Origin of the sequence: Collinsella sp. CM84Y_54 (assembly GCF_036317945.1) — a bacterium.
GTDB lineage: Bacteria > Actinomycetota > Coriobacteriia > Coriobacteriales > Coriobacteriaceae > Collinsella.
This window is the reverse complement of sequence record NZ_JAWQCX010000001.1, coordinates 544,718-560,412: the sequence shown is the minus strand read 5'-3', so window position 1 is coordinate 560,412 and position 15,695 is coordinate 544,718. Positions and strand designations below refer to the sequence as shown.

Below are 15,695 nucleotides of genomic sequence, written 5' to 3'. Positions count from 1 at the left end.
TTTGGTTAGTCGCTACATGACCGAGTTAAGGACCCTGACGAATTCCTCTGCCTGGGAATGGCTGCTCAGCCTGTAGCCATAACCCGTCCGCAGCCTGTTGTTCAGGATTACCTGCTTGCCCTTAATTTTGTAGACGCCGGTGACGTCATTCAGGTAAACCACCTCCATATGCGTGCCGAAGAAGGTGTTCTTCTTCAGCGTGGTGATCCGGTTCGGGTAGATGCAGATATCTTTGAAAACGCCGGCACCCTTATCCCTGAAAAGCAGCGTGTCGTTATCCATGCTTATTCCTCCTTGGTCGATTGGTCTTGTTGTTTCTTGAAATATGCCCAAGACCCCAGAAGTTCATCGGTCGTGCATCCATAGAACTTAGACAGGGCTATTAGCTTCGATGAGTTAATCTCACGTTGGCCGCTTTCCATCATGGAATAAGCCGAGACGCCAATACCTAAGACCTCTGCTATTTCTGCCTGCTTTTTGCCATATTTAAGTCTGGTGGCTTTTAGCCGGTTGTTCATCTCTTGCCTCCTGGTTCACTGGCGCGAACTTATTGTACGAAAAACTTTACAAAAAGTGAAATAGATACTTGCAAAATGTTTCGACTCAGCTATATTCACTAATTGTGAAGTACACAAATAGTGAACTAAGGAGGGATTCTATTGAATGCAATTGCTAGTGAGCGAGTTCGGCTCGGTTTAAGTCAGGGCGATTTGGCTAATCGACTTGGCTTAAAGACGCGCTCCTCAGTAGCTGGCTGGGAAAACGGAGGAGACATTCCAAGCTCGAAACTCGTTCTTATGTCTGAACTCTTCCGCTGCTCGGTTGACTACCTGCTCGGGTTGACTGACGAGCGTACTTCTCGCGCCAACTAAATCACGTGAGTCATCAAAAGGGGGAGGAGGAATGGATGCCTGACACGATCCAATGGACGCTCAACTTCTGTGCCGGCATGTGCGTGGCCCTGTTATTTGAGGTTGTCCACATTCAGATAAAAGTCGACGACATAGAAAAGCGTCTCATTCCCCAAAACAAAGAGAAGGAGAAGGAAATGACGATTGAGGAGCTTGAGAAGCGCGAGCGCGATGCCTACGAGGCCTTCATGGAAGCCGACTGGATGCACGCCGACATGCGCCTGAGCGAGTGGCTGGATGCCGTCCTTGAGCTTAACGAGGCGAAGTGGCTGTGATTGCCGATTGGTTCGAGCGCCATCCGATTATCGGCTTCGGGCTTTTCTACACGGTTTTCAGGGCTTGCGAAGTCTTTTTCACGACTTTGCTTACAGGCCGATAAAAGCCCTCAGCATCAAAGCTAACGCTTTGATTTCAGGCTCAAATGCCTGCAGCACGATTTCACCGGCCACCGTAGCGAGGAAGAAGCCGGCGGCTTTGAGAATCGCAGCACCCAATCGGTGCAAGGTATCGGCGGCAGACGGATTTACCTGCTGCCTGCAATGTTTCGGCTGATATGTCGAATTCCTCTTGATCATGCCGGGAACTATATTCCGATGTTCCTCCGCTGAATGGTTGTGCTGGTAGATAGCGCACTTCTGTTCATTCGATTTGTAAGCAACCACTTATTTACCAACTGCGTTTCGCACGCGCCGCACTGGCGATTCACGAACCTCTCTACGTGAACATGCCTCCTGCGATCGGGCCAACCACACTCGCCAGTACGGTGCGAGCGGGACGCAAAGGGAGATAGCGCCCCTTGAGAACCGCATACCATCCATTGCCTACCGAGCCAAGAACGCCCCTTGCGAGGGTCAACGAGAGCGGGTGGGCAGGCAAGTGGGATGGAGCGTGAAAGCGCGAGTCTAGCCGAATCTGGCTAGGCGAAACCAAGATTCCAGCCCACGGGCTGGCGGTAAGCGTGGAGAGCCGTAGCGCGGTAGGAAATGACCGCGTATCCCACGTGTTTTCCCATATCAAGCCCCAGCGTCACGGGGTGCGTATCCGCGAATCAAGTCATCGTAAGTTTTCGATTCGTTCTCAGTCCGCCTATAAGCAAATCAGGATACGTACCGCATGGCGCTGGGGCGCATTTCTAGAACCCTTATAGAACCGCGAACGCGGTACTGCCGTGTCATAAGGAAATGTGTACAGCCCTTTTGATTGCGTACCTAGGCAGTATCGCGCTGGCGGCTCTAGGAGGTGAAGCATGGAAGAGATCGCAAGTCGAGCGCTGCAATTCGCTATAGCCGCTGGGCTGAAACCGCAAATGGCGTACACAGTCCGTCAGACGTCGCTCTATTCGGGCGTGCCGCGCTCCACCTTGTATGCGGAGCACAAGGCGGGACGCTTGAAGTTCAAGACCTACGGAAAGCGCAACGCGCTAATCAGCGTGAGCGAGTTCGACCGCTGGATGAATGAAAACTAAAAAAGCCGTTCCACGGGCTACCAACACGGGAAACGGCTCAAGACCCGACAGAAAGGAGGTCTCAGATGAATTATATCAGCACGCTGGCGCTGGCTGCATTCGATAGGGTCAGTGGGTGGTGGAGCAGGCAGAGCGAACGCAAGCAAAGCATCATTTGCGCCGTCGTTCTGCTTTTACTGCTCGCTATCGCTGGGAAAATCGAGGGCACCACGCCGAGCGGCATGTACTACTAGGAGAATCATGGCATTCATGGGTTGGTCTGTCGAGCGCAAAAACGGAGCGTGGTACGCATCGAAGGTTACCGATGACTCACGGTACAGCCCCGCCGGAATCGTCCGCGTACGTCGGCTGCTGTACACCATCAGCCCCGATGCGACAAAGTCAGAAGCCGAGCGCGAGGTCATGCGCCTTTACAGGTCAAGATATCTAAATTAGGAGGACGAATGAAAGTCTATGTCGTGAGCCAAGGCTACACGCCCATTGGCGTTTTCAAGGATAGGGAGACGGCGCTTGCCGTGAGCAAGGGCGCGAACGGAAGTCTGTTCGGTGGCGAGGACGATTGCCACGTGAGGGAGTTCCCCATCGTGTCCGAGCCTGTTGTCTGCGAGGTGATTGGCGATGCCGAACGTGAGTAACGAAGAGCGTTTGGCGGTAATCACCGCTTTTGGGAAGGCCGTCAAGCAGGCCGAGAAGCAGGTATGCGAGGAAGTTGACGCGCAGATGCGCGAGGACTTCATGGTAAACGGCGTTACCCAAAAGCAGCTCACCGTGAACGGTCAGAAGGTCGGCACAATCTCGGCGCGTATGACCAAGGAGAAGGTGGGCAAGTACCCAATGCTCAAGTCCGCTCCCGAGTTCGTGGAGTGGTTGCGCACGTCTGATGGCGGTCTGGACACGCTCAACCGCCTTGTGACAATCAAGCCTGATTTGGTTCTGGATGCCGCCGTTGCTGATGGAGAGCTGCCCGATGGCTGCGAGCTGGTCGAGCGCTGCGAACCGCCGATGATGACCGGAACGACCGTCCGCGTGCAGCTGCCCAAGGTGATTGACGCACTCGGTAACAACCTCGGAGCTGCCGCCGCCGCACTGCTTACGGGTGAGGTGGAGTAGATGAGAAAGCTCAACATTAGCAGCTGCGATTTGATGACAAACGCGCAAGAAGAGCAGCCTGCTACGAAGAAGTCGGCGAATAAGCAAAAACAGCCGAAAAAGCCAGTTGAAGTGTTCATTCCGACGTTCGATACGGGAGAGCCGTTAAGAATAGGCGACAAATTCCACATTGGGGTGAGCAGACCGCTAACCGCGCTAGGCTTTTCTATTTCAGATTCAGCGACCTACGTCACAACGCTGGAAAATGGGGAATTGAAAATTGAGCACCCAGTGTCGCATAAACCGGTGGACTCTTTGAAAGCTATTAAGTCCGATTCAGAGCTTGGTGCAGCCAAGTATTGTAAGAACATCGGCATTGAGCTTCGTGACAACAAGGCCGACACAAGGTGGCGAGCGATGCTCGAAAGCATAATGGCTAGGATTAGCGCCATCTATGAATCGGAATTGAGCAACAAAGAAAATGAGCTGCAATCTCTAAGGCAGGGAATTGAAGCGTGCGAATTGCAGATAGCCGATATCAATAAAAGCAATTCTCCTGAATCGATTCTTAGCGACCGTCTACAACAAGATAATGCGGAGGTGCAGTAGATGGGTACCGCAATCCTAGTCCTGGGCAAGTCTGGCTCAGGCAAGTCCACCTCGTTGCGCAATTTCGCGCCAGATGAGGTTGGCATTTTCAATGTCCTCGGTAAGCCCTTACCGTTCCGTGGCGGGGCTAAGTTCCCGCAGGCGAACCGTGCCACGTATGCACAGATTTTCGATACCCTACGAACCGCTCAAGGGCGTTGCTACGTCATTGACGATTCCACCTATCTCATGCAGAACGAGAACTTCAACCGTGCGCAGGAGAAGGGGTACCAAAAATTCACCGAGATCGCCATGCACTTCCAGCAGCTTGTAACTGCGGCGATTAACACTGGCCCGGATACCATCGTGTATTTCCTCCATCATGTGGACGAGGACGCGAACGGCGATGAAAAGGTCATGACCATCGGCAAGATGCTCGATGAGAAGTGGAACATCGCTGGCGCTTGCCCCGTGGTTATCGACTGCATAGTGGAAGAGGGACAGCACCTTTTCATCACGGCGAACAACGGGCACAACTTGGCGAAAGCCCCCATGGGTAGCCTGCCCGAAAAGATGGACAACGACCTAAAGGCAGTCGATACCGCACTGCGCGAGTACTGGGGCATGAAGCCCATCAAGGACGTTGAGCCGGATGGTGCAGAAACCAAGTAACGAAACCCTCGCAGAGATGGAGCGTCTTTGCGAGGACAGATACCAACAGTTAATCCAGGGCGGTTGCGATCCAGACGTGGCGGCTGACCGAACCTTTGACGCTCTAAGGGCGGCACTGGGCGAGGTACCGCAATGTTTCGATAAGCGCGACCGCCTTTTTGAAAACAAGCTACGAAGCGTAGCGGAAAGGAACCAACATGCGTAACGTCAACTGGGGCAGTGTGACCGCGACCGCAGACGGAGGCGATTTCAAGCGACCCGCGCCGGGCGGCTACGTTGCCCGTCTCGTGTCGCTCGAAGACAACGATGCAAAGCAGTATGTCGAAGCCGTTTTCGACATTGCCGAGGGCGAGTTTGCCAACTACTACTCCGATGACTGGGGACAGGCGCACCCTTACGCCCACCACTTCTTCATGAGCTACAAGGACACGGCGCTTGGTATGCTCAAGGGCCGTCTCGAAGCCATCCAGGCATCCAACCCCGGCTTTGACCCGTTCGCCGCGTGGGATGCGGGCCGTCTGGATATGTTCGCAAACCGTCTCGTCGGCATCAACCTCCAAGAGGAAGAGTACGAGTACAACGGGGAGGTCAAGACGCGCCTTAACGTATGCCAAGTCGTTCCCGTTCAGGACGTGCGTGACGGCAAAGTGAAGCCCAAAGATACCAAGAAGCTCGACGGCGGTAATGCCCCCTCCACTACTCCTGCGGTTGTGGCGGCTCCTGCGGCTAACGTCTACGCTGGCCCCATCCCGTTCAACTAATCGTGATTATCGAAGATTCACGGCAGCAGAAGTCCAAGCACAGCAACATAGAAAAATGGATGGTAGCCCATGGCGTGGAGTTCGCGCCTAGGGCTACCGCCTTACCGTTCGGCGATTACATGCTCGAAGGCTCCAACATCTCCATCGACACCAAACAGGACGTGCAGGAGGTGGCGGGGAACATCGGGCGCGACCACGCGAGGTTCGTCCGCGAGTGCGACAGGGCGCGAGCCGAGGGCTACCGTCTGGTAATACTCGTGGAGGAACACCCCGAGTTCAACGATCGCTCGAAGCTGTACCAATGGAAGAGCTACGTTTGCCGCAAATGCCGCAGGTGCAACCCGTTTGATCGCGGGAGCAAATGCGTCAAGTACCGAAGCAAGCCGATGAACGGGCGCACCGTTGCCCGTATCATCGGCACGCTCGAAAAGGAGCACGGCGTCAGGTTCGAGTTCTGCTACAAGCGGGACACGGCACGCCGGATATGTGAGATTCTAGGAGTTCCATACGATGGATGAACGCGAATCGCGCCTATCCGAGCTGGGGAGGACGGCGCTTTCATACGTCCGCGCCGGGTTCGCCGTCTTTCCGGTGGCCCCGCGCGGCAAAGTCCCGGCATCGGACGCACGCCACGGCCTGAATGACTGGACGGATAATCCAGATAACGTAATCAACTACTGGACGGAACACCCGAACGCCAATATCGGAATCACCTGCGGAGCGCCGAGCGGCGGTCTGCTCGTCCTCGATTTTGATGTGTCAGATTCCAAGGACGGGCTAGCGACGCTCAAGGAGTGGGAGACAACCCACGGCGAGCTGCCAGATACGCCCATTGCCGTCACCGGCAGCGGCGGCAGGCACTACTTCTTCAGGACGGGCAGGACGAACATCCATCCATCCACTAACTCGACCTTGGGCGTGGACGTGCGCTGTGACGGCTCATTCGTCGTCGCGGCGGGCTCCATCCATCCCAACGGTCAGATGTACGAATGGATCGCATCGCCTTGGGAAGTGGACATAGCCACAGCGGACGATAACGTCTACGACTTCCTCGATTACATCCAGCGCAACGGTTCGGACGAGGTGAACTCACGCAAGGAGAACGGCAAGTTCTCGCTACCCGCTGAAATCAAGTCGGGCGAGCGCGACAAGACGCTGTTCCGCTATGCGTCACACCTCCGAAGCATCGGGCGTTCAGACGAGGAAATCCATAACGCCGTGCTTGGCGCGAACTTCATGCGATGCAAGCCGCCCATGGACTCGCGCGATATCGACCGTATCGTAAAGAGCGCTTGCAAATACGAGCAGGGCGGCGGCATCGGGTACAAACCAAGTGACGATGGGCGCACCGTCGGCGCACCCGGGCATTCCAGTGGTGGTGGAGGGGCTGCACCGCGCGGCAAGCGCGGCGGCATCCTCACCAACGAGCTTGCCAAGATGGTAATGTCCGAGAACCACGCCAGAAAAATCGACGGCGCGCCCGCCGTGTGGATGGGCCGCAAATGGGAGTTCGGAACGCGCGCCATCAACCGTTGCACGCTCAACCTAGCCGACGATGCAAAGAAACAGGACAAATCGGAAGTCGCCAGCTACATCATGGACATGGCACCGAGCGTGACGAGCGACCGCGAGTTCGACGGCGGCTATTACGTTCAGTTCGCCAACTGCACCTATGACGTGCTGGAAGAACGCGAGGTCGAACCCGACCCGTCCATGTACATCATCGCAACCCTACCCGTCAACTTGAACTTTAGCGTCGGGCGCAACGCCGCCGACGAGTTCCTTGAATCAATCAGCAACGGCGATAGCGCAACGCTGCTCGCCATGCAGGAGGTCATAGGCGCTTGCATGTGCTCGCGGCGCGTGCTCAGCCAATCGCCCATGCTCATAGGCAAGGCGGGCGGCGCGAGCGGCAAGGCGAGCAACGGCAAATCGACCTATCTGAACTGGCTCCGCTCAATCCTCGGCACCGAGAACACGTCAAGTCTGGACATTGCGACCTTGGGTCAGCGGTTCCAGGCGGGTCGCGTGGTCGGCAAGCTGGCCAACCTCGGTGACGATATCCCGGACGGTTTCCTGCGCGGTGACGAGTTATCCATGTTCAAGAAGCTAGTCACTGGCGATGCCATCTACACGGACGTTAAGAACGGGGACGGCTACGAGTTCCGCCCGAGCGCTTCAATGGTGTTCTCCATGAACTCGGTACCGCGCCTTTCGGATACCACGGACGGCATCTTTAGGCGCCTTGCGTTCATCCCGTTCCGTAAGCGGTTCTCGCCTGGTACGGAGGGTTACGATCCGCACATAGCCGAGAAGCTATCGCAGCCGGAAGTCCTAGAGCGCGGTGCGCTGCTGGGGCTTATGGCGCTTGGTGACTTGATTCGGCGCGGCACGCTCACCACCATCCCCGATATGGCGGCAGAGGTGGAAGAAGTCAGAATGAACAATGATTCGGTTGTCCGCTGGCTTGCAGACTGCGGAATCACGGGCGAACAGCTTGACGGCAGGCCGATTGAATCCGTTTACAACGAGTACAAACAGTGGTGCGAGGACAGCGGCGAGCGTTCGCCATTCGCACGAAGAACGTGGACTTCCAAGGTTCGAGAATCTGTCACGTTTGTCACGTTTGAAAGCAACGCAACGCTCGAAAGCAAGTCCGTCCGTCCGCTCAATTCTACGAAAACAGTACGCACGTTCGTAATTTGTCACGTTTGAGTGCGTTTTGTCACGTTCTGAAAATCTCAAACGTGACACATATTTCCGCAGGTCAAACCCCATTTGTCACGTTGTCACGTTTAAATCGCCGCCAATCCTCAACTTCTAAAAGAAAAAAGATATATAGAAGTATTTAAGAACGCGCGCGCGAGAAACGTGACAAACGTGACAAACCCCAAAACAAAATTGGAGCAACAATGAAGCTGGTCGATATAACAGGTCAGCGTTTCGGAATGCTGACCGTAATCGAAAAGGTATACGACAGGCGAAGGACCCCGCATACCCAATGGCTCTGCCAATGCGACTGCGGTAATCGAGTGATCGTGCCAGGCGGTCGTTTGCGCGACGGCAATACAACTAGTTGCGGATGCAAAAACAACCGCTCAAAGGTGCGCTGGAATTACAGACGCGCCAACGCCGAAGAAAACTTAACAACCCAATAGAAAAGGAGTCCGCATGAGCAAGTATGCGAAGTACGCCTCATGGCTGGCGAAAGCGATTATCGCCGTTGCCGCCTTTACCAATGCCGTGTTGTATTTCACGACCTATGAGGACGTGCGTTTGGCGATGTTCGGCGCTGATGTTGCCATGCTTGCCTGTTTCATCGAAGCAGACGAAGTGGCGATGCTGAAAAGGCGAATCGAAATCATCGAGAGCAAGCAGCGCGGGTTCATGTCGTTTGAATCGGCGATTGCCGCCGAACAGCTCGACTGCAAGGAGCGCGTGGACAAGCTCACCAAGACGCTGAACGGTGATGAGTGATGCAGGACTACCAATCTCTGGCCCTGAACTACGCCGAAGAGCTATCCGATATCAAGCGCCGATACGCGAGCCTAGAGCGCCACTGCCGGGGGCTTGAATCGAAGCTATCTAAGACGCGCGACCGCATGAAGATGTACCGCGAACGCTGCAAGGCGTGGGAGAGGGCATTGGCACTAGTGGACAGGCTTTACTGGGGCTATATGCGTGATGAAGACCTCATGGCACCGCACATGGCTTATGGCGTGGCGGTATGCGCGGCGAACATCCGTAAAGAGGTAGCGCCGACCTATCCGAGCGCCGATTGCGCGGAGCTGCGCATCAAGCGTCTTAACCGCGCTCCCGCTCCTCCAGAAGTGGAGGAAACCGAATAACCGATTTTGAGCGCGTACAAGGCGTGGTTTTGGCTTGACCCTAGACCGGCTAGGGGTGAGTGATTATCGCTCCGTCTACGGGCTTGCCGTGGCTTAGAACGGCATATCTAGCGAATGGAGAAAGGAGAATCACAAATGAGAATAGGAAACTATGAGTTTCTAAAGTCCAACCAATGGTGCTATCAGATCTACCTAGTCACGCCCGATGGATGGGACGGCAAAGCCAAGACGAGAAAAAGTCCAATCGACGGCAGGAGCCTTATTGCCATCGAGTGCTATCCGAACACGGTTGAGGCAGCTATTAAGCGGTGTATCAATCTCAACGAGCGCGACAGCGTGGACACATGCGATGCAGCCGAGCTTTTAGCAAAGGTCGAACAGCTTCACGATTCCATGCGCTCGATGGCGCGTGAAATCGCAAACGCTGGATAGCGAAAACGACAGAAAGGAGACCGAATGAGCGTAGAGCTACCCAAGGACGCGGAAGGGCGCGAGATTCCGCTGGACACCACGGTGCTGTACGACAAGGACGGCAACGAGATAGAAGTTTCGCGCTATCAGTACTATCCGAAAGTGGGACCGGGCTACTGGAATCTCAGGAGCGTAAGGAACAAGTATTACCGAACCGATGAAGTTTATGTCAACCCGCCCGACAGCTGGGAGAAGCTGGAGGATGACTTGAACAGAGTTGTCGAAAACAATGATGCGTTTTACGCGGCGTCGTGCGCATATATGAATCAAAGCGGAGCTGTGTGCAACGATTGCAGGCTTCATGGTCGCCACACCAGGAATTGCACGGAAGAAATGTTCAAAGATGTCGTATCCCGCATCCGCAAACTTAAGGGTGAGGATTAATGCCGACTAACGACGAGCGCCGCGAGATCGCGGCAAGGCTGAGAGGGCTTGATGCCGAGATAACCAACCGTAACACGCTCGAACAAGCCGTGGACAAGTTCATGAAAGCTGCGTGCGGAAACATTCCGTTCTCGCCGATTCGCTGCTCGGTGCGCAACCTATGCGGCCTTGCCAACATGCTCGCCGACCTAATAGAGCCTGCGCCCGAGCGCACGTGCCACGTTATATACGATGGCGATGATTCAGGTCACGAGTTCGCTGGAAAGTCTTGGCACTGCTCGGTTTGCGGCCACGAGATGGATGAGTACGAAGCAAAGTGCGGAGTATATTGCATTAAGTGCGGCGCGAAGGTGGTGGAATATGGCGCGTAACGTGTACGGCGGCTACTGTCGTGAGTGTGGCAAATGGACTCCTCCTGGTTTCGGTCACTTCGAGCGCCGAAAGGGCAAATGGCTCGTCCACTGCGTCAAGTGCGCCAGCGGGCGAAAGCTCCCTCCCGAGGGTGACGAAGCTGCTCAGAATATGCAACGGCACATTGAGCAAATGAAGCGTGACGGACGCTACGGAAAGAAGGGCTACCGATGAATGACATCAAACCCAACTACTGCCCCAACTGCGGAGCGGCGATTTCATTATGACTACCGAAGAGCTGGACGAGATGTGAGTGACGTCTACAAGCTGGCACGCAAGAAAACCTGGTCTGACGACCTAGGCCGGCACACAACATGGTATCTGCTGGACGAGCGCGGGGTTGGTGGCTACTACATCGACTACATCGAGTGGACGGTGCAGCGAGACTGGGGGCTTCTCAGGCTGGATTCCGAGTGCATGGCCTTCCGCTACAACGGCAAGAAGGGCTGTGTGACCAGTTGGAGCGAAGTCGATACCGTTCTCGGCATGGAACCGCAAGAGGCATTCGAGACCATCTGCGAGCACCTCGGGATAAAGGTGAGATACCTCTAGCTGAAAGGGCCGGAACAATTATTTCCCTCAATAGAAAGGAACCCAACAAATGAATATCACCAAGCGTAGGGTCGCGTTCGTCGCGGCCCTAATTGTATCCGTCCTGGCTATCGTGATTGTCTGCGGTCTGGCTGGATGTTCATCGTGCAGCCGTTCGGTCAAGAGCATGAGCAGCGATTTCAGCGGTGGAATCAACCGTACTGTCACGCTCTACGACAACACGGGCAAGGAGATCAAGAGCTGGCACGGCAAGTTCGACATTGAATCGAACGACCAAGAGGTTTTCTTTGACGATGCCCAAGGCAAGCGCGTGATTATCCAAGGCGGCATTGTCGTGAGCGAGGAAGATTAGATGAAAGTCTCACCCAACATCCAAGTGATTCAGGCACAATTCGATAGCCCCAAGCTGAAACCCACCTATGCTCACGGCGTGGGCGATGCCGGTTGCGACATGAGGGCAAACATCACGGAACCAAAGACCATCTTCCCAAGCGAGATTGTGAAGTTCGGTACGGGTATCCACCTTGCCATGCCGCACGGTATGTTTGCGTTGCAGGCTATCCGTTCGGGGTTGTCCATCAACCACGGCCTGCAACTAGCCAACGCGCCCGGCATCATCGACAGCGACTATCGCGGCGAGATCGTGTGCGCTTTGGTCAACATGTCCACCGAACCGTACACCGTGGCGCCGTTCGAGCGAATCGGACAGCTCATTTTCCTAGCGCACTATTCCGTGGCATTCGAGGAAGTTGAGCACTTGCCCCAGACCTCGCGCGGCGCTGACGGTTTCGGTTCATCGGGGAGGTTCTAATGTCTAGCAAGATGGGCGAGCGCTGCGCCACGTGCAAGTTCGCAAAGAACCCGCACACGACCAAGAGCACCGTGGTCGAGGTCAAGTACCTGACGTGCTGGCACAACCTGCCGCACGAGTGCCAGCCGTGGAACAGGTGCGATTTCTGGGAGCCGAAGGAGGTGGAGAAGTGAAGTTTAGCGCCTATTGCAAGGGTACTGAAATCTCATGTATGAAAAGCGGGTATGACCTTGCCCCAGATGGAATCGTAGCCACATTTATCGTCTTTAGTGATCTTGGTAGTGAAGATATCCGATTGCCATTTAAAGCAAAAGACGCTCCGACTATTGGCGAGATGTACACCATCGAGGTGACGCCATGCAAGTAATGGGAGTGGAGCTTGAGGATGATTCCCGCAAAGTTCTCACCTACGACGCGAACTGTCCGCGCCATTATCTCGGTGACGGCTATATCACCGCCACCCGTGCCATGCGCTCCGCTATCAAGCAGTGGATGGACGAGTTTACCCACTCGGCAATCATCGTCTGGTGGTGGTGCTGTACGTTCAAATACGTCTGGCGCTGCCTATCCAAAGGGCAGGCGCTATCCGATATAGACAAGGCCATAGACTGTCTAAAGAAGCTCCGCAAGGAGGTTGAGCCGATATGCTTGAAGCATTCTAACTCGGCCCCATGCGTAGGCGGTGCCGAATGAAGTTCGTAGGATACAAGGTCACGCGCTCGGATGGAGTTACCTACCCGTCCATCGCGGCGGCTGCTCGCGCAAACCGTATCGCCGAGACCACGATGAAACGCTATCTCCGCAGCGGCAAGAAGACCTATAGCGGCTTCTCGTTCAGCGTCTCAGAAGAACAGACCCGCCTAGGACATGAGCACCTGAGCGAGCCTGTCGTTTGCCCCATGTGCGGCAGGAACACGTACAACGTTACCGGCTTCTGCCAGTACTGCTACCGTGACGTTCGCGCGCTCAACCGCAAGGAGGACGCATACAGGGCGGCGAGCGTGGTCGCCTGGGTTGTACCGCGCGCTATAATATTGCAGATAAACACGCATTTCTCAATCAAATCGGGGGTCTTGATTGACGGCACGCGAATATTTCGAGTATATCAGGGCGTGCCAGCGCTCAATCGACCGTAGGCTGGCGATCATCGCGTCCATGCGCGCGCGAGAATCTGTCCGCGCACAGACCTATGATGCAATCGGGCACGGCACTAGCAATCGCGACGCCATGCGCGCCACCGATTTGCGCATGGACGCCGAGAAATCGGCAGCGTCCGAAATCCGTGACCTAGCTGACCAGGTGGAGGAGGGGCGCGAGCTCTGCCGTGGCATCCGCGCGGCGAATATCACGCAGCGCTGGGCGGACGCCTTGGAGTTGCACTACATCGAGGACATGCCTTGGCATCAGACCGCGAACGCATTGGGCGTGTCCGAGCGACAGGCCCAGGTCGATGTGTCCTGCGCACTCGATTGGGTCGATTCCGTCGGCATGGCCCGCGCCAGAACCGGTCTAGGCCAAGCGGCCCTTCTCTAGTCTCGCCCCGTGCGCTCTGGCGTGCGGGGCTTTTTTTGTGCCTCGACTGCGCACTATTTCGCTATCCTGCGGCATTCAGCGCCCATCTGCGCCCTTTTTCGTAACCCTTCGCCCCAACTATCCCGTATAACTAAGGTGCGGCATTTGAGGGCACCACAGCGCCCCACACGCCGTATCAGTGAGGGGTCGGGGCGGCATATGCCACCCACCTATAGCGGGGCTGTCCCTTCTTCAGTGCGTCCCCCTCGCACACACAGCCCCCACCACTAAGGACAATGGATGTCACGCAACGACCGCAACGGGCACAGGCGGCGCATACTCAGGCAAAGGGTCAAGGCCCTCGGCCTACCATGCGCCATATGCGGGCGGCCCATAGACTATAGCCTCCCGCCTCTCCACCCATGGAGCTACGAGCTGGATGAGATCGTGCCCGTTTCACTTGGCGGTTCGGAGCTCGACCCTAACAACGTTCAGCCTGCCCACCGCATCTGCAACGAGCGCAAGGGAAACCGAATCGGCTTCACATGCGAGGCGGGCGGTCGTCCCCAGCGGAAAACGCCGAAACCGAACGCATCACAAGACTGGACGGCGTGACCGTACGACCGTCTGGATTCAACCGAAGACGCTGCGAAGCGACCGTGCACCTGCGGCGTGCAACTCGCGCTGAAGGGGGTGGGGGAGCCCCCCTCCCCGGGCGGCACAGCCCCAATCGCGCCTGGGCTGAAATACCCCCCAAGTGTGGAATTTCTCAGGGACATAACAAAATAGCAGGTAGATAGTGGTGTTTATGAAAATCGCCGATATCATGCCGTATGAGCGCAACGCGAGGCACAACGAGAGGGCGATTCCCAAGGTCGCTGAGTCCATCAAGGAGTTCGGGCTGCGCGGCACTATCGGTTTGGAGTCGCCCGAGAACCCCGTTATCGTGTTCGGCCACACCCGCGTGGCGGCGTGCAAATCGCTCGGCTGGGATGAGATTCCAGATTCCAAAATAGAATATTGCGACGATTTGACGCCGGAGCAAATCAAGGCGTTCCGTATCGCCGACAACAAGACGGGCGATATCGCAACTTACAACAAATCGATGCTGCGCGAGGAAGTACGGAGCCTCAAAGACTTCGACATGACGCGCTTCGGTCTTGATTTCAAGAGTAAGAAGCTCGATTACGGCGCGGAGCGGTTGAAGACCGACCGCGCGTACAACCTAGATCTGATTAACCGCTCCGATTGCGCGCGCGACGGCTTTCCACCACTACCACCGGTAGAGATGGAGGGGCCGAGCGACCTTCAGGGCTTCAATTACGCGAAGACGACCAAGGCGGCGGACAAGGCCGACCTAGGTTGCCATTTCTTCATAGACGATTACCAGTTCGAGCGGCTTTGGCAGCGCCCAGGTGCGTATCTGGACGTGCTGAAGCCCTATAAATGCGTGCTCACGCCGGATTTCAGCCTGTACATGGACATGCCCGACGCCATGCAGCAGTGGAACCGATACCGCAGCGCGGCGCTCGGCTGGTATTGGGCCCAACACGGGATAACGGTCGTTCCCACGCTCTCGTGGGCGCAACCGAGCAGCTACAGGTTCTGCTTCAAGGGCGTTCCAAAGCATTCGACCGTGGCGACGTCCACCGTGGGCGTGGCGCGGGACAGGGACGCTCAAAAGGTATGGCACGACGGGATGCGCGAGGCGATGAAGCGCCTGGAGCCGTCCCGCGTGCTTCTTTACGGAAAGAATATCGGATTCGATTTCGGCGGCTGCGAGGTCGTCGAGTACAAGGGAGGCGGTTTCCGTGGGTGGCAGGGGCGCCAGCAGCGGGTGGAGCGTGGATAAACGCGGAAACCCGAAGAACCCGTACGGAAGCCAGTACCATTCGGTGCTGACCGTCGGGAACATCAAATTCGTATCGAAGAACGGGCGCGGCAGCGAAGCCCTCATGGAGACGATGACGCGAGGACGCGTCTACGCCCATGTCGAGGGCGATGACTTGAAGTCGATCGTGTATTTCGACAACGAGAACAAGAGATCGAAACAGATAGACATAGACCACTCCCACAAAGGAGAGCAGCCGCATATGCATCATGGCTACAACCATAACGAAAACGATTCGGCGAAGGGCGCAGCAAGGCTTACGCCGGACGAGCAGGCTATGGTTGATAGGATTGTTGGCATATGGGAAAATAGGAAGCGCGGAAAGTAGC

Annotated in this window: 32 protein-coding genes; 29 read left to right on the top strand and 3 right to left on the bottom strand. The window is 56.0% G+C overall.

Going from position 1 to position 15,695, the window contains the following annotated elements; translation table 11 throughout:
* Nucleotides 1-12: 12 nt before the first annotated feature.
* Nucleotides 13-282 carry a hypothetical protein gene (locus tag V2391_RS02660; protein ID WP_329738156.1) on the bottom strand — a complete coding sequence of 90 codons (270 nt, stop codon included), beginning with the start codon at nucleotides 280-282 and terminating at the stop codon, nucleotides 13-15.
* A 2-nt stretch (nucleotides 283-284) separates the two neighbouring features.
* Nucleotides 285-518 (bottom strand): helix-turn-helix domain-containing protein, encoded by a 234-nt coding sequence (locus V2391_RS02655; RefSeq protein WP_329738155.1) that lies wholly within the window; start codon nucleotides 516-518, stop codon nucleotides 285-287.
* A 141-nt stretch (nucleotides 519-659) separates the two neighbouring features.
* Here V2391_RS02655 and V2391_RS09640 point away from each other — a divergent pair, with 141 nt between their 5' ends.
* Nucleotides 660-872, top strand: a complete 213-nt coding sequence (locus tag V2391_RS09640) for a helix-turn-helix transcriptional regulator (RefSeq protein ID WP_442877994.1) — start codon at nucleotides 660-662, stop codon at nucleotides 870-872.
* 35 nt (nucleotides 873-907) lie between these two features.
* On the top strand, nucleotides 908-1,186 hold the full coding sequence (locus V2391_RS02650; protein WP_329738154.1) for a hypothetical protein: 279 nt from the start codon (nucleotides 908-910) through the stop codon (nucleotides 1,184-1,186).
* A 90-nt stretch (nucleotides 1,187-1,276) separates the two neighbouring features.
* Here V2391_RS02650 and V2391_RS02645 read toward each other — a convergent pair whose 3' ends face one another.
* The gene (locus V2391_RS02645; RefSeq protein ID WP_329738153.1) at nucleotides 1,277-1,486 is read right to left on the bottom strand and encodes a hypothetical protein; all 210 of its coding nucleotides are present in this window, start codon (nucleotides 1,484-1,486) and stop codon (nucleotides 1,277-1,279) included.
* A gap of 671 nt (nucleotides 1,487-2,157) precedes the next feature.
* Here V2391_RS02645 and V2391_RS02640 point away from each other — a divergent pair.
* The 27 genes from V2391_RS02640 to V2391_RS02510 all read left to right on the top strand — a co-directional run bounded on the left by V2391_RS02640 (nucleotide 2,158) and on the right by V2391_RS02510 (nucleotide 15,694).
* Nucleotides 2,158-2,376: a helix-turn-helix domain-containing protein gene (locus V2391_RS02640; protein WP_329738152.1), complete on the top strand. Its 219-nt coding sequence runs from the start codon at nucleotides 2,158-2,160 to the stop codon at nucleotides 2,374-2,376.
* A 65-nt stretch (nucleotides 2,377-2,441) separates the two neighbouring features.
* Nucleotides 2,442-2,609, top strand: a complete 168-nt coding sequence (locus V2391_RS02635) for a hypothetical protein (RefSeq protein ID WP_329738151.1) — start codon at nucleotides 2,442-2,444, stop codon at nucleotides 2,607-2,609.
* Between the two features lie 7 nt (nucleotides 2,610-2,616).
* Nucleotides 2,617-2,811: a hypothetical protein gene (locus tag V2391_RS02630; RefSeq protein ID WP_329738150.1), complete on the top strand. Its 195-nt coding sequence runs from the start codon at nucleotides 2,617-2,619 to the stop codon at nucleotides 2,809-2,811.
* Between the two features lie 8 nt (nucleotides 2,812-2,819).
* Nucleotides 2,820-3,011 (top strand): hypothetical protein, encoded by a 192-nt coding sequence (locus tag V2391_RS02625; RefSeq protein WP_329738149.1) that lies wholly within the window; start codon nucleotides 2,820-2,822, stop codon nucleotides 3,009-3,011.
* A complete protein-coding gene (locus tag V2391_RS02620; protein ID WP_329738148.1) occupies nucleotides 2,995-3,486 on the top strand; it encodes a hypothetical protein in 492 nt (163 codons plus the stop codon). The genes V2391_RS02625 and V2391_RS02620 overlap by 17 nt, the downstream gene beginning before the upstream one ends.
* Nucleotides 3,487-4,074, top strand: coding sequence for a hypothetical protein (locus V2391_RS02615; protein ID WP_329738147.1), 588 nt, complete (start codon nucleotides 3,487-3,489; stop codon nucleotides 4,072-4,074).
* Complete coding sequence (locus V2391_RS02610; RefSeq protein ID WP_329738146.1) at nucleotides 4,075-4,725, top strand: AAA family ATPase; 651 nt, start codon at nucleotides 4,075-4,077, stop codon at nucleotides 4,723-4,725.
* Nucleotides 4,726-4,922: 197 nt separating this feature from the next.
* On the top strand, nucleotides 4,923-5,486 hold the full coding sequence (locus tag V2391_RS02605) for a hypothetical protein (RefSeq protein ID WP_329738145.1): 564 nt from the start codon (nucleotides 4,923-4,925) through the stop codon (nucleotides 5,484-5,486).
* 2 nt (nucleotides 5,487-5,488) lie between these two features.
* Nucleotides 5,489-6,004, top strand: a complete 516-nt coding sequence (locus tag V2391_RS02600; protein ID WP_329738144.1) for a hypothetical protein — start codon at nucleotides 5,489-5,491, stop codon at nucleotides 6,002-6,004.
* Nucleotides 5,997-8,201 (top strand): phage/plasmid primase, P4 family, encoded by a 2,205-nt coding sequence (locus tag V2391_RS02595; protein WP_329738143.1) that lies wholly within the window; start codon nucleotides 5,997-5,999, stop codon nucleotides 8,199-8,201. Before V2391_RS02600 ends, V2391_RS02595 begins: the two co-directional genes overlap by 8 nt.
* 197 nt (nucleotides 8,202-8,398) lie before the next feature.
* A complete protein-coding gene (locus V2391_RS02590) occupies nucleotides 8,399-8,644 on the top strand; it encodes a hypothetical protein (RefSeq protein WP_329738142.1) in 246 nt (81 codons plus the stop codon).
* Nucleotides 8,645-8,657: 13 nt separating this feature from the next.
* The gene (locus V2391_RS02585) at nucleotides 8,658-8,963 is read left to right on the top strand and encodes a hypothetical protein (protein WP_329738141.1); all 306 of its coding nucleotides are present in this window, start codon (nucleotides 8,658-8,660) and stop codon (nucleotides 8,961-8,963) included.
* Complete coding sequence (locus V2391_RS02580) at nucleotides 8,963-9,334, top strand: hypothetical protein (RefSeq protein WP_329738140.1); 372 nt, start codon at nucleotides 8,963-8,965, stop codon at nucleotides 9,332-9,334. The genes V2391_RS02585 and V2391_RS02580 overlap by 1 nt, the downstream gene beginning before the upstream one ends.
* A gap of 135 nt (nucleotides 9,335-9,469) precedes the next feature.
* The gene (locus V2391_RS02575) at nucleotides 9,470-9,766 is read left to right on the top strand and encodes a hypothetical protein (protein WP_329738139.1); all 297 of its coding nucleotides are present in this window, start codon (nucleotides 9,470-9,472) and stop codon (nucleotides 9,764-9,766) included.
* 24 nt (nucleotides 9,767-9,790) lie between these two features.
* The gene (locus V2391_RS02570) at nucleotides 9,791-10,189 is read left to right on the top strand and encodes a hypothetical protein (protein ID WP_329738138.1); all 399 of its coding nucleotides are present in this window, start codon (nucleotides 9,791-9,793) and stop codon (nucleotides 10,187-10,189) included.
* On the top strand, nucleotides 10,189-10,560 hold the full coding sequence (locus tag V2391_RS02565) for a hypothetical protein (RefSeq protein ID WP_329738137.1): 372 nt from the start codon (nucleotides 10,189-10,191) through the stop codon (nucleotides 10,558-10,560). The genes V2391_RS02570 and V2391_RS02565 overlap by 1 nt, the downstream gene beginning before the upstream one ends.
* Before the next feature lie 289 nt (nucleotides 10,561-10,849).
* Nucleotides 10,850-11,152 carry a hypothetical protein gene (locus tag V2391_RS02560; protein ID WP_329738136.1) on the top strand — a complete coding sequence of 101 codons (303 nt, stop codon included), beginning with the start codon at nucleotides 10,850-10,852 and terminating at the stop codon, nucleotides 11,150-11,152.
* A gap of 49 nt (nucleotides 11,153-11,201) precedes the next feature.
* Nucleotides 11,202-11,504, top strand: coding sequence for a DUF5052 family protein (locus V2391_RS02555; protein ID WP_329738135.1), 303 nt, complete (start codon nucleotides 11,202-11,204; stop codon nucleotides 11,502-11,504).
* Nucleotides 11,505-11,963, top strand: a complete 459-nt coding sequence (dut, locus tag V2391_RS02550) for a dUTP diphosphatase (protein WP_329738134.1) — start codon at nucleotides 11,505-11,507, stop codon at nucleotides 11,961-11,963. It abuts the gene before it with no gap.
* Nucleotides 11,963-12,136 carry a hypothetical protein gene (locus V2391_RS02545; RefSeq protein WP_329738133.1) on the top strand — a complete coding sequence of 58 codons (174 nt, stop codon included), beginning with the start codon at nucleotides 11,963-11,965 and terminating at the stop codon, nucleotides 12,134-12,136. The genes dut and V2391_RS02545 overlap by 1 nt, the downstream gene beginning before the upstream one ends.
* On the top strand, nucleotides 12,133-12,330 hold the full coding sequence (locus tag V2391_RS02540) for a hypothetical protein (RefSeq protein ID WP_329738132.1): 198 nt from the start codon (nucleotides 12,133-12,135) through the stop codon (nucleotides 12,328-12,330). The genes V2391_RS02545 and V2391_RS02540 overlap by 4 nt, the downstream gene beginning before the upstream one ends.
* Nucleotides 12,321-12,656 (top strand): hypothetical protein, encoded by a 336-nt coding sequence (locus V2391_RS02535; RefSeq protein WP_329738131.1) that lies wholly within the window; start codon nucleotides 12,321-12,323, stop codon nucleotides 12,654-12,656. Before V2391_RS02540 ends, V2391_RS02535 begins: the two co-directional genes overlap by 10 nt.
* Entirely contained in the window at nucleotides 12,653-13,099 is a 447-nt protein-coding gene (locus V2391_RS02530) for a hypothetical protein (RefSeq protein WP_329738130.1), read from the top strand. The genes V2391_RS02535 and V2391_RS02530 overlap by 4 nt, the downstream gene beginning before the upstream one ends.
* Nucleotides 13,100-13,190: 91 nt before the next feature.
* Complete coding sequence (locus tag V2391_RS02525) at nucleotides 13,191-13,496, top strand: hypothetical protein (RefSeq protein ID WP_329738129.1); 306 nt, start codon at nucleotides 13,191-13,193, stop codon at nucleotides 13,494-13,496.
* Between the two features lie 279 nt (nucleotides 13,497-13,775).
* Nucleotides 13,776-14,090: an HNH endonuclease gene (locus V2391_RS02520; RefSeq protein WP_329738128.1), complete on the top strand. Its 315-nt coding sequence runs from the start codon at nucleotides 13,776-13,778 to the stop codon at nucleotides 14,088-14,090.
* Between the two features lie 193 nt (nucleotides 14,091-14,283).
* The gene (locus V2391_RS02515) at nucleotides 14,284-15,327 is read left to right on the top strand and encodes a DUF4417 domain-containing protein (RefSeq protein ID WP_329738127.1); all 1,044 of its coding nucleotides are present in this window, start codon (nucleotides 14,284-14,286) and stop codon (nucleotides 15,325-15,327) included.
* Nucleotides 15,320-15,694, top strand: a complete 375-nt coding sequence (locus tag V2391_RS02510) for a hypothetical protein (RefSeq protein WP_329738126.1) — start codon at nucleotides 15,320-15,322, stop codon at nucleotides 15,692-15,694. Before V2391_RS02515 ends, V2391_RS02510 begins: the two co-directional genes overlap by 8 nt.
* Nucleotide 15,695 lies beyond the last annotated feature (1 nt).

Excerpts from the sequence above, each read along its gene's own strand:
- V2391_RS02660 (WP_329738156.1), bottom strand. The coding sequence starts at position 282 with ATGGATAACGACACGCTGCTTTTCAGGGATAAGGGTGCCGGCGTTTTC.
- V2391_RS02655 (WP_329738155.1), bottom strand. The coding sequence starts at position 518 with ATGAACAACCGGCTAAAAGCCACCAGACTTAAATATGGCAAAAAGCAG.
- V2391_RS02650 (WP_329738154.1), top strand. The coding sequence starts at position 908 with ATGCCTGACACGATCCAATGGACGCTCAACTTCTGTGCCGGCATGTGC.
- V2391_RS02645 (WP_329738153.1), bottom strand. The coding sequence starts at position 1,486 with ATGATCAAGAGGAATTCGACATATCAGCCGAAACATTGCAGGCAGCAG.
- V2391_RS02640 (WP_329738152.1), top strand. The coding sequence starts at position 2,158 with ATGGAAGAGATCGCAAGTCGAGCGCTGCAATTCGCTATAGCCGCTGGG.
- V2391_RS02635 (WP_329738151.1), top strand. The coding sequence starts at position 2,442 with ATGAATTATATCAGCACGCTGGCGCTGGCTGCATTCGATAGGGTCAGT.
- V2391_RS02630 (WP_329738150.1), top strand. The coding sequence starts at position 2,617 with ATGGCATTCATGGGTTGGTCTGTCGAGCGCAAAAACGGAGCGTGGTAC.
- V2391_RS02625 (WP_329738149.1), top strand. The coding sequence starts at position 2,820 with ATGAAAGTCTATGTCGTGAGCCAAGGCTACACGCCCATTGGCGTTTTC.
- V2391_RS02620 (WP_329738148.1), top strand. The coding sequence starts at position 2,995 with ATGCCGAACGTGAGTAACGAAGAGCGTTTGGCGGTAATCACCGCTTTT.
- V2391_RS02615 (WP_329738147.1), top strand. The coding sequence starts at position 3,487 with ATGAGAAAGCTCAACATTAGCAGCTGCGATTTGATGACAAACGCGCAA.
- V2391_RS02610 (WP_329738146.1), top strand. The coding sequence starts at position 4,075 with ATGGGTACCGCAATCCTAGTCCTGGGCAAGTCTGGCTCAGGCAAGTCC.
- V2391_RS02605 (WP_329738145.1), top strand. The coding sequence starts at position 4,923 with ATGCGTAACGTCAACTGGGGCAGTGTGACCGCGACCGCAGACGGAGGC.
- V2391_RS02595 (WP_329738143.1), top strand. The coding sequence starts at position 5,997 with ATGGATGAACGCGAATCGCGCCTATCCGAGCTGGGGAGGACGGCGCTT.
- V2391_RS02590 (WP_329738142.1), top strand. The coding sequence starts at position 8,399 with ATGAAGCTGGTCGATATAACAGGTCAGCGTTTCGGAATGCTGACCGTA.
- V2391_RS02585 (WP_329738141.1), top strand. The coding sequence starts at position 8,658 with ATGAGCAAGTATGCGAAGTACGCCTCATGGCTGGCGAAAGCGATTATC.
- V2391_RS02580 (WP_329738140.1), top strand. The coding sequence starts at position 8,963 with ATGCAGGACTACCAATCTCTGGCCCTGAACTACGCCGAAGAGCTATCC.
- V2391_RS02575 (WP_329738139.1), top strand. The coding sequence starts at position 9,470 with ATGAGAATAGGAAACTATGAGTTTCTAAAGTCCAACCAATGGTGCTAT.
- V2391_RS02570 (WP_329738138.1), top strand. The coding sequence starts at position 9,791 with ATGAGCGTAGAGCTACCCAAGGACGCGGAAGGGCGCGAGATTCCGCTG.
- V2391_RS02565 (WP_329738137.1), top strand. The coding sequence starts at position 10,189 with ATGCCGACTAACGACGAGCGCCGCGAGATCGCGGCAAGGCTGAGAGGG.
- V2391_RS02555 (WP_329738135.1), top strand. The coding sequence starts at position 11,202 with ATGAATATCACCAAGCGTAGGGTCGCGTTCGTCGCGGCCCTAATTGTA.
- dut (WP_329738134.1), top strand. The coding sequence starts at position 11,505 with ATGAAAGTCTCACCCAACATCCAAGTGATTCAGGCACAATTCGATAGC.
- V2391_RS02545 (WP_329738133.1), top strand. The coding sequence starts at position 11,963 with ATGTCTAGCAAGATGGGCGAGCGCTGCGCCACGTGCAAGTTCGCAAAG.
- V2391_RS02535 (WP_329738131.1), top strand. The coding sequence starts at position 12,321 with ATGCAAGTAATGGGAGTGGAGCTTGAGGATGATTCCCGCAAAGTTCTC.
- V2391_RS02530 (WP_329738130.1), top strand. The coding sequence starts at position 12,653 with ATGAAGTTCGTAGGATACAAGGTCACGCGCTCGGATGGAGTTACCTAC.
- V2391_RS02525 (WP_329738129.1), top strand. The coding sequence starts at position 13,191 with ATGCGCGCCACCGATTTGCGCATGGACGCCGAGAAATCGGCAGCGTCC.
- V2391_RS02520 (WP_329738128.1), top strand. The coding sequence starts at position 13,776 with ATGTCACGCAACGACCGCAACGGGCACAGGCGGCGCATACTCAGGCAA.
- V2391_RS02515 (WP_329738127.1), top strand. The coding sequence starts at position 14,284 with ATGAAAATCGCCGATATCATGCCGTATGAGCGCAACGCGAGGCACAAC.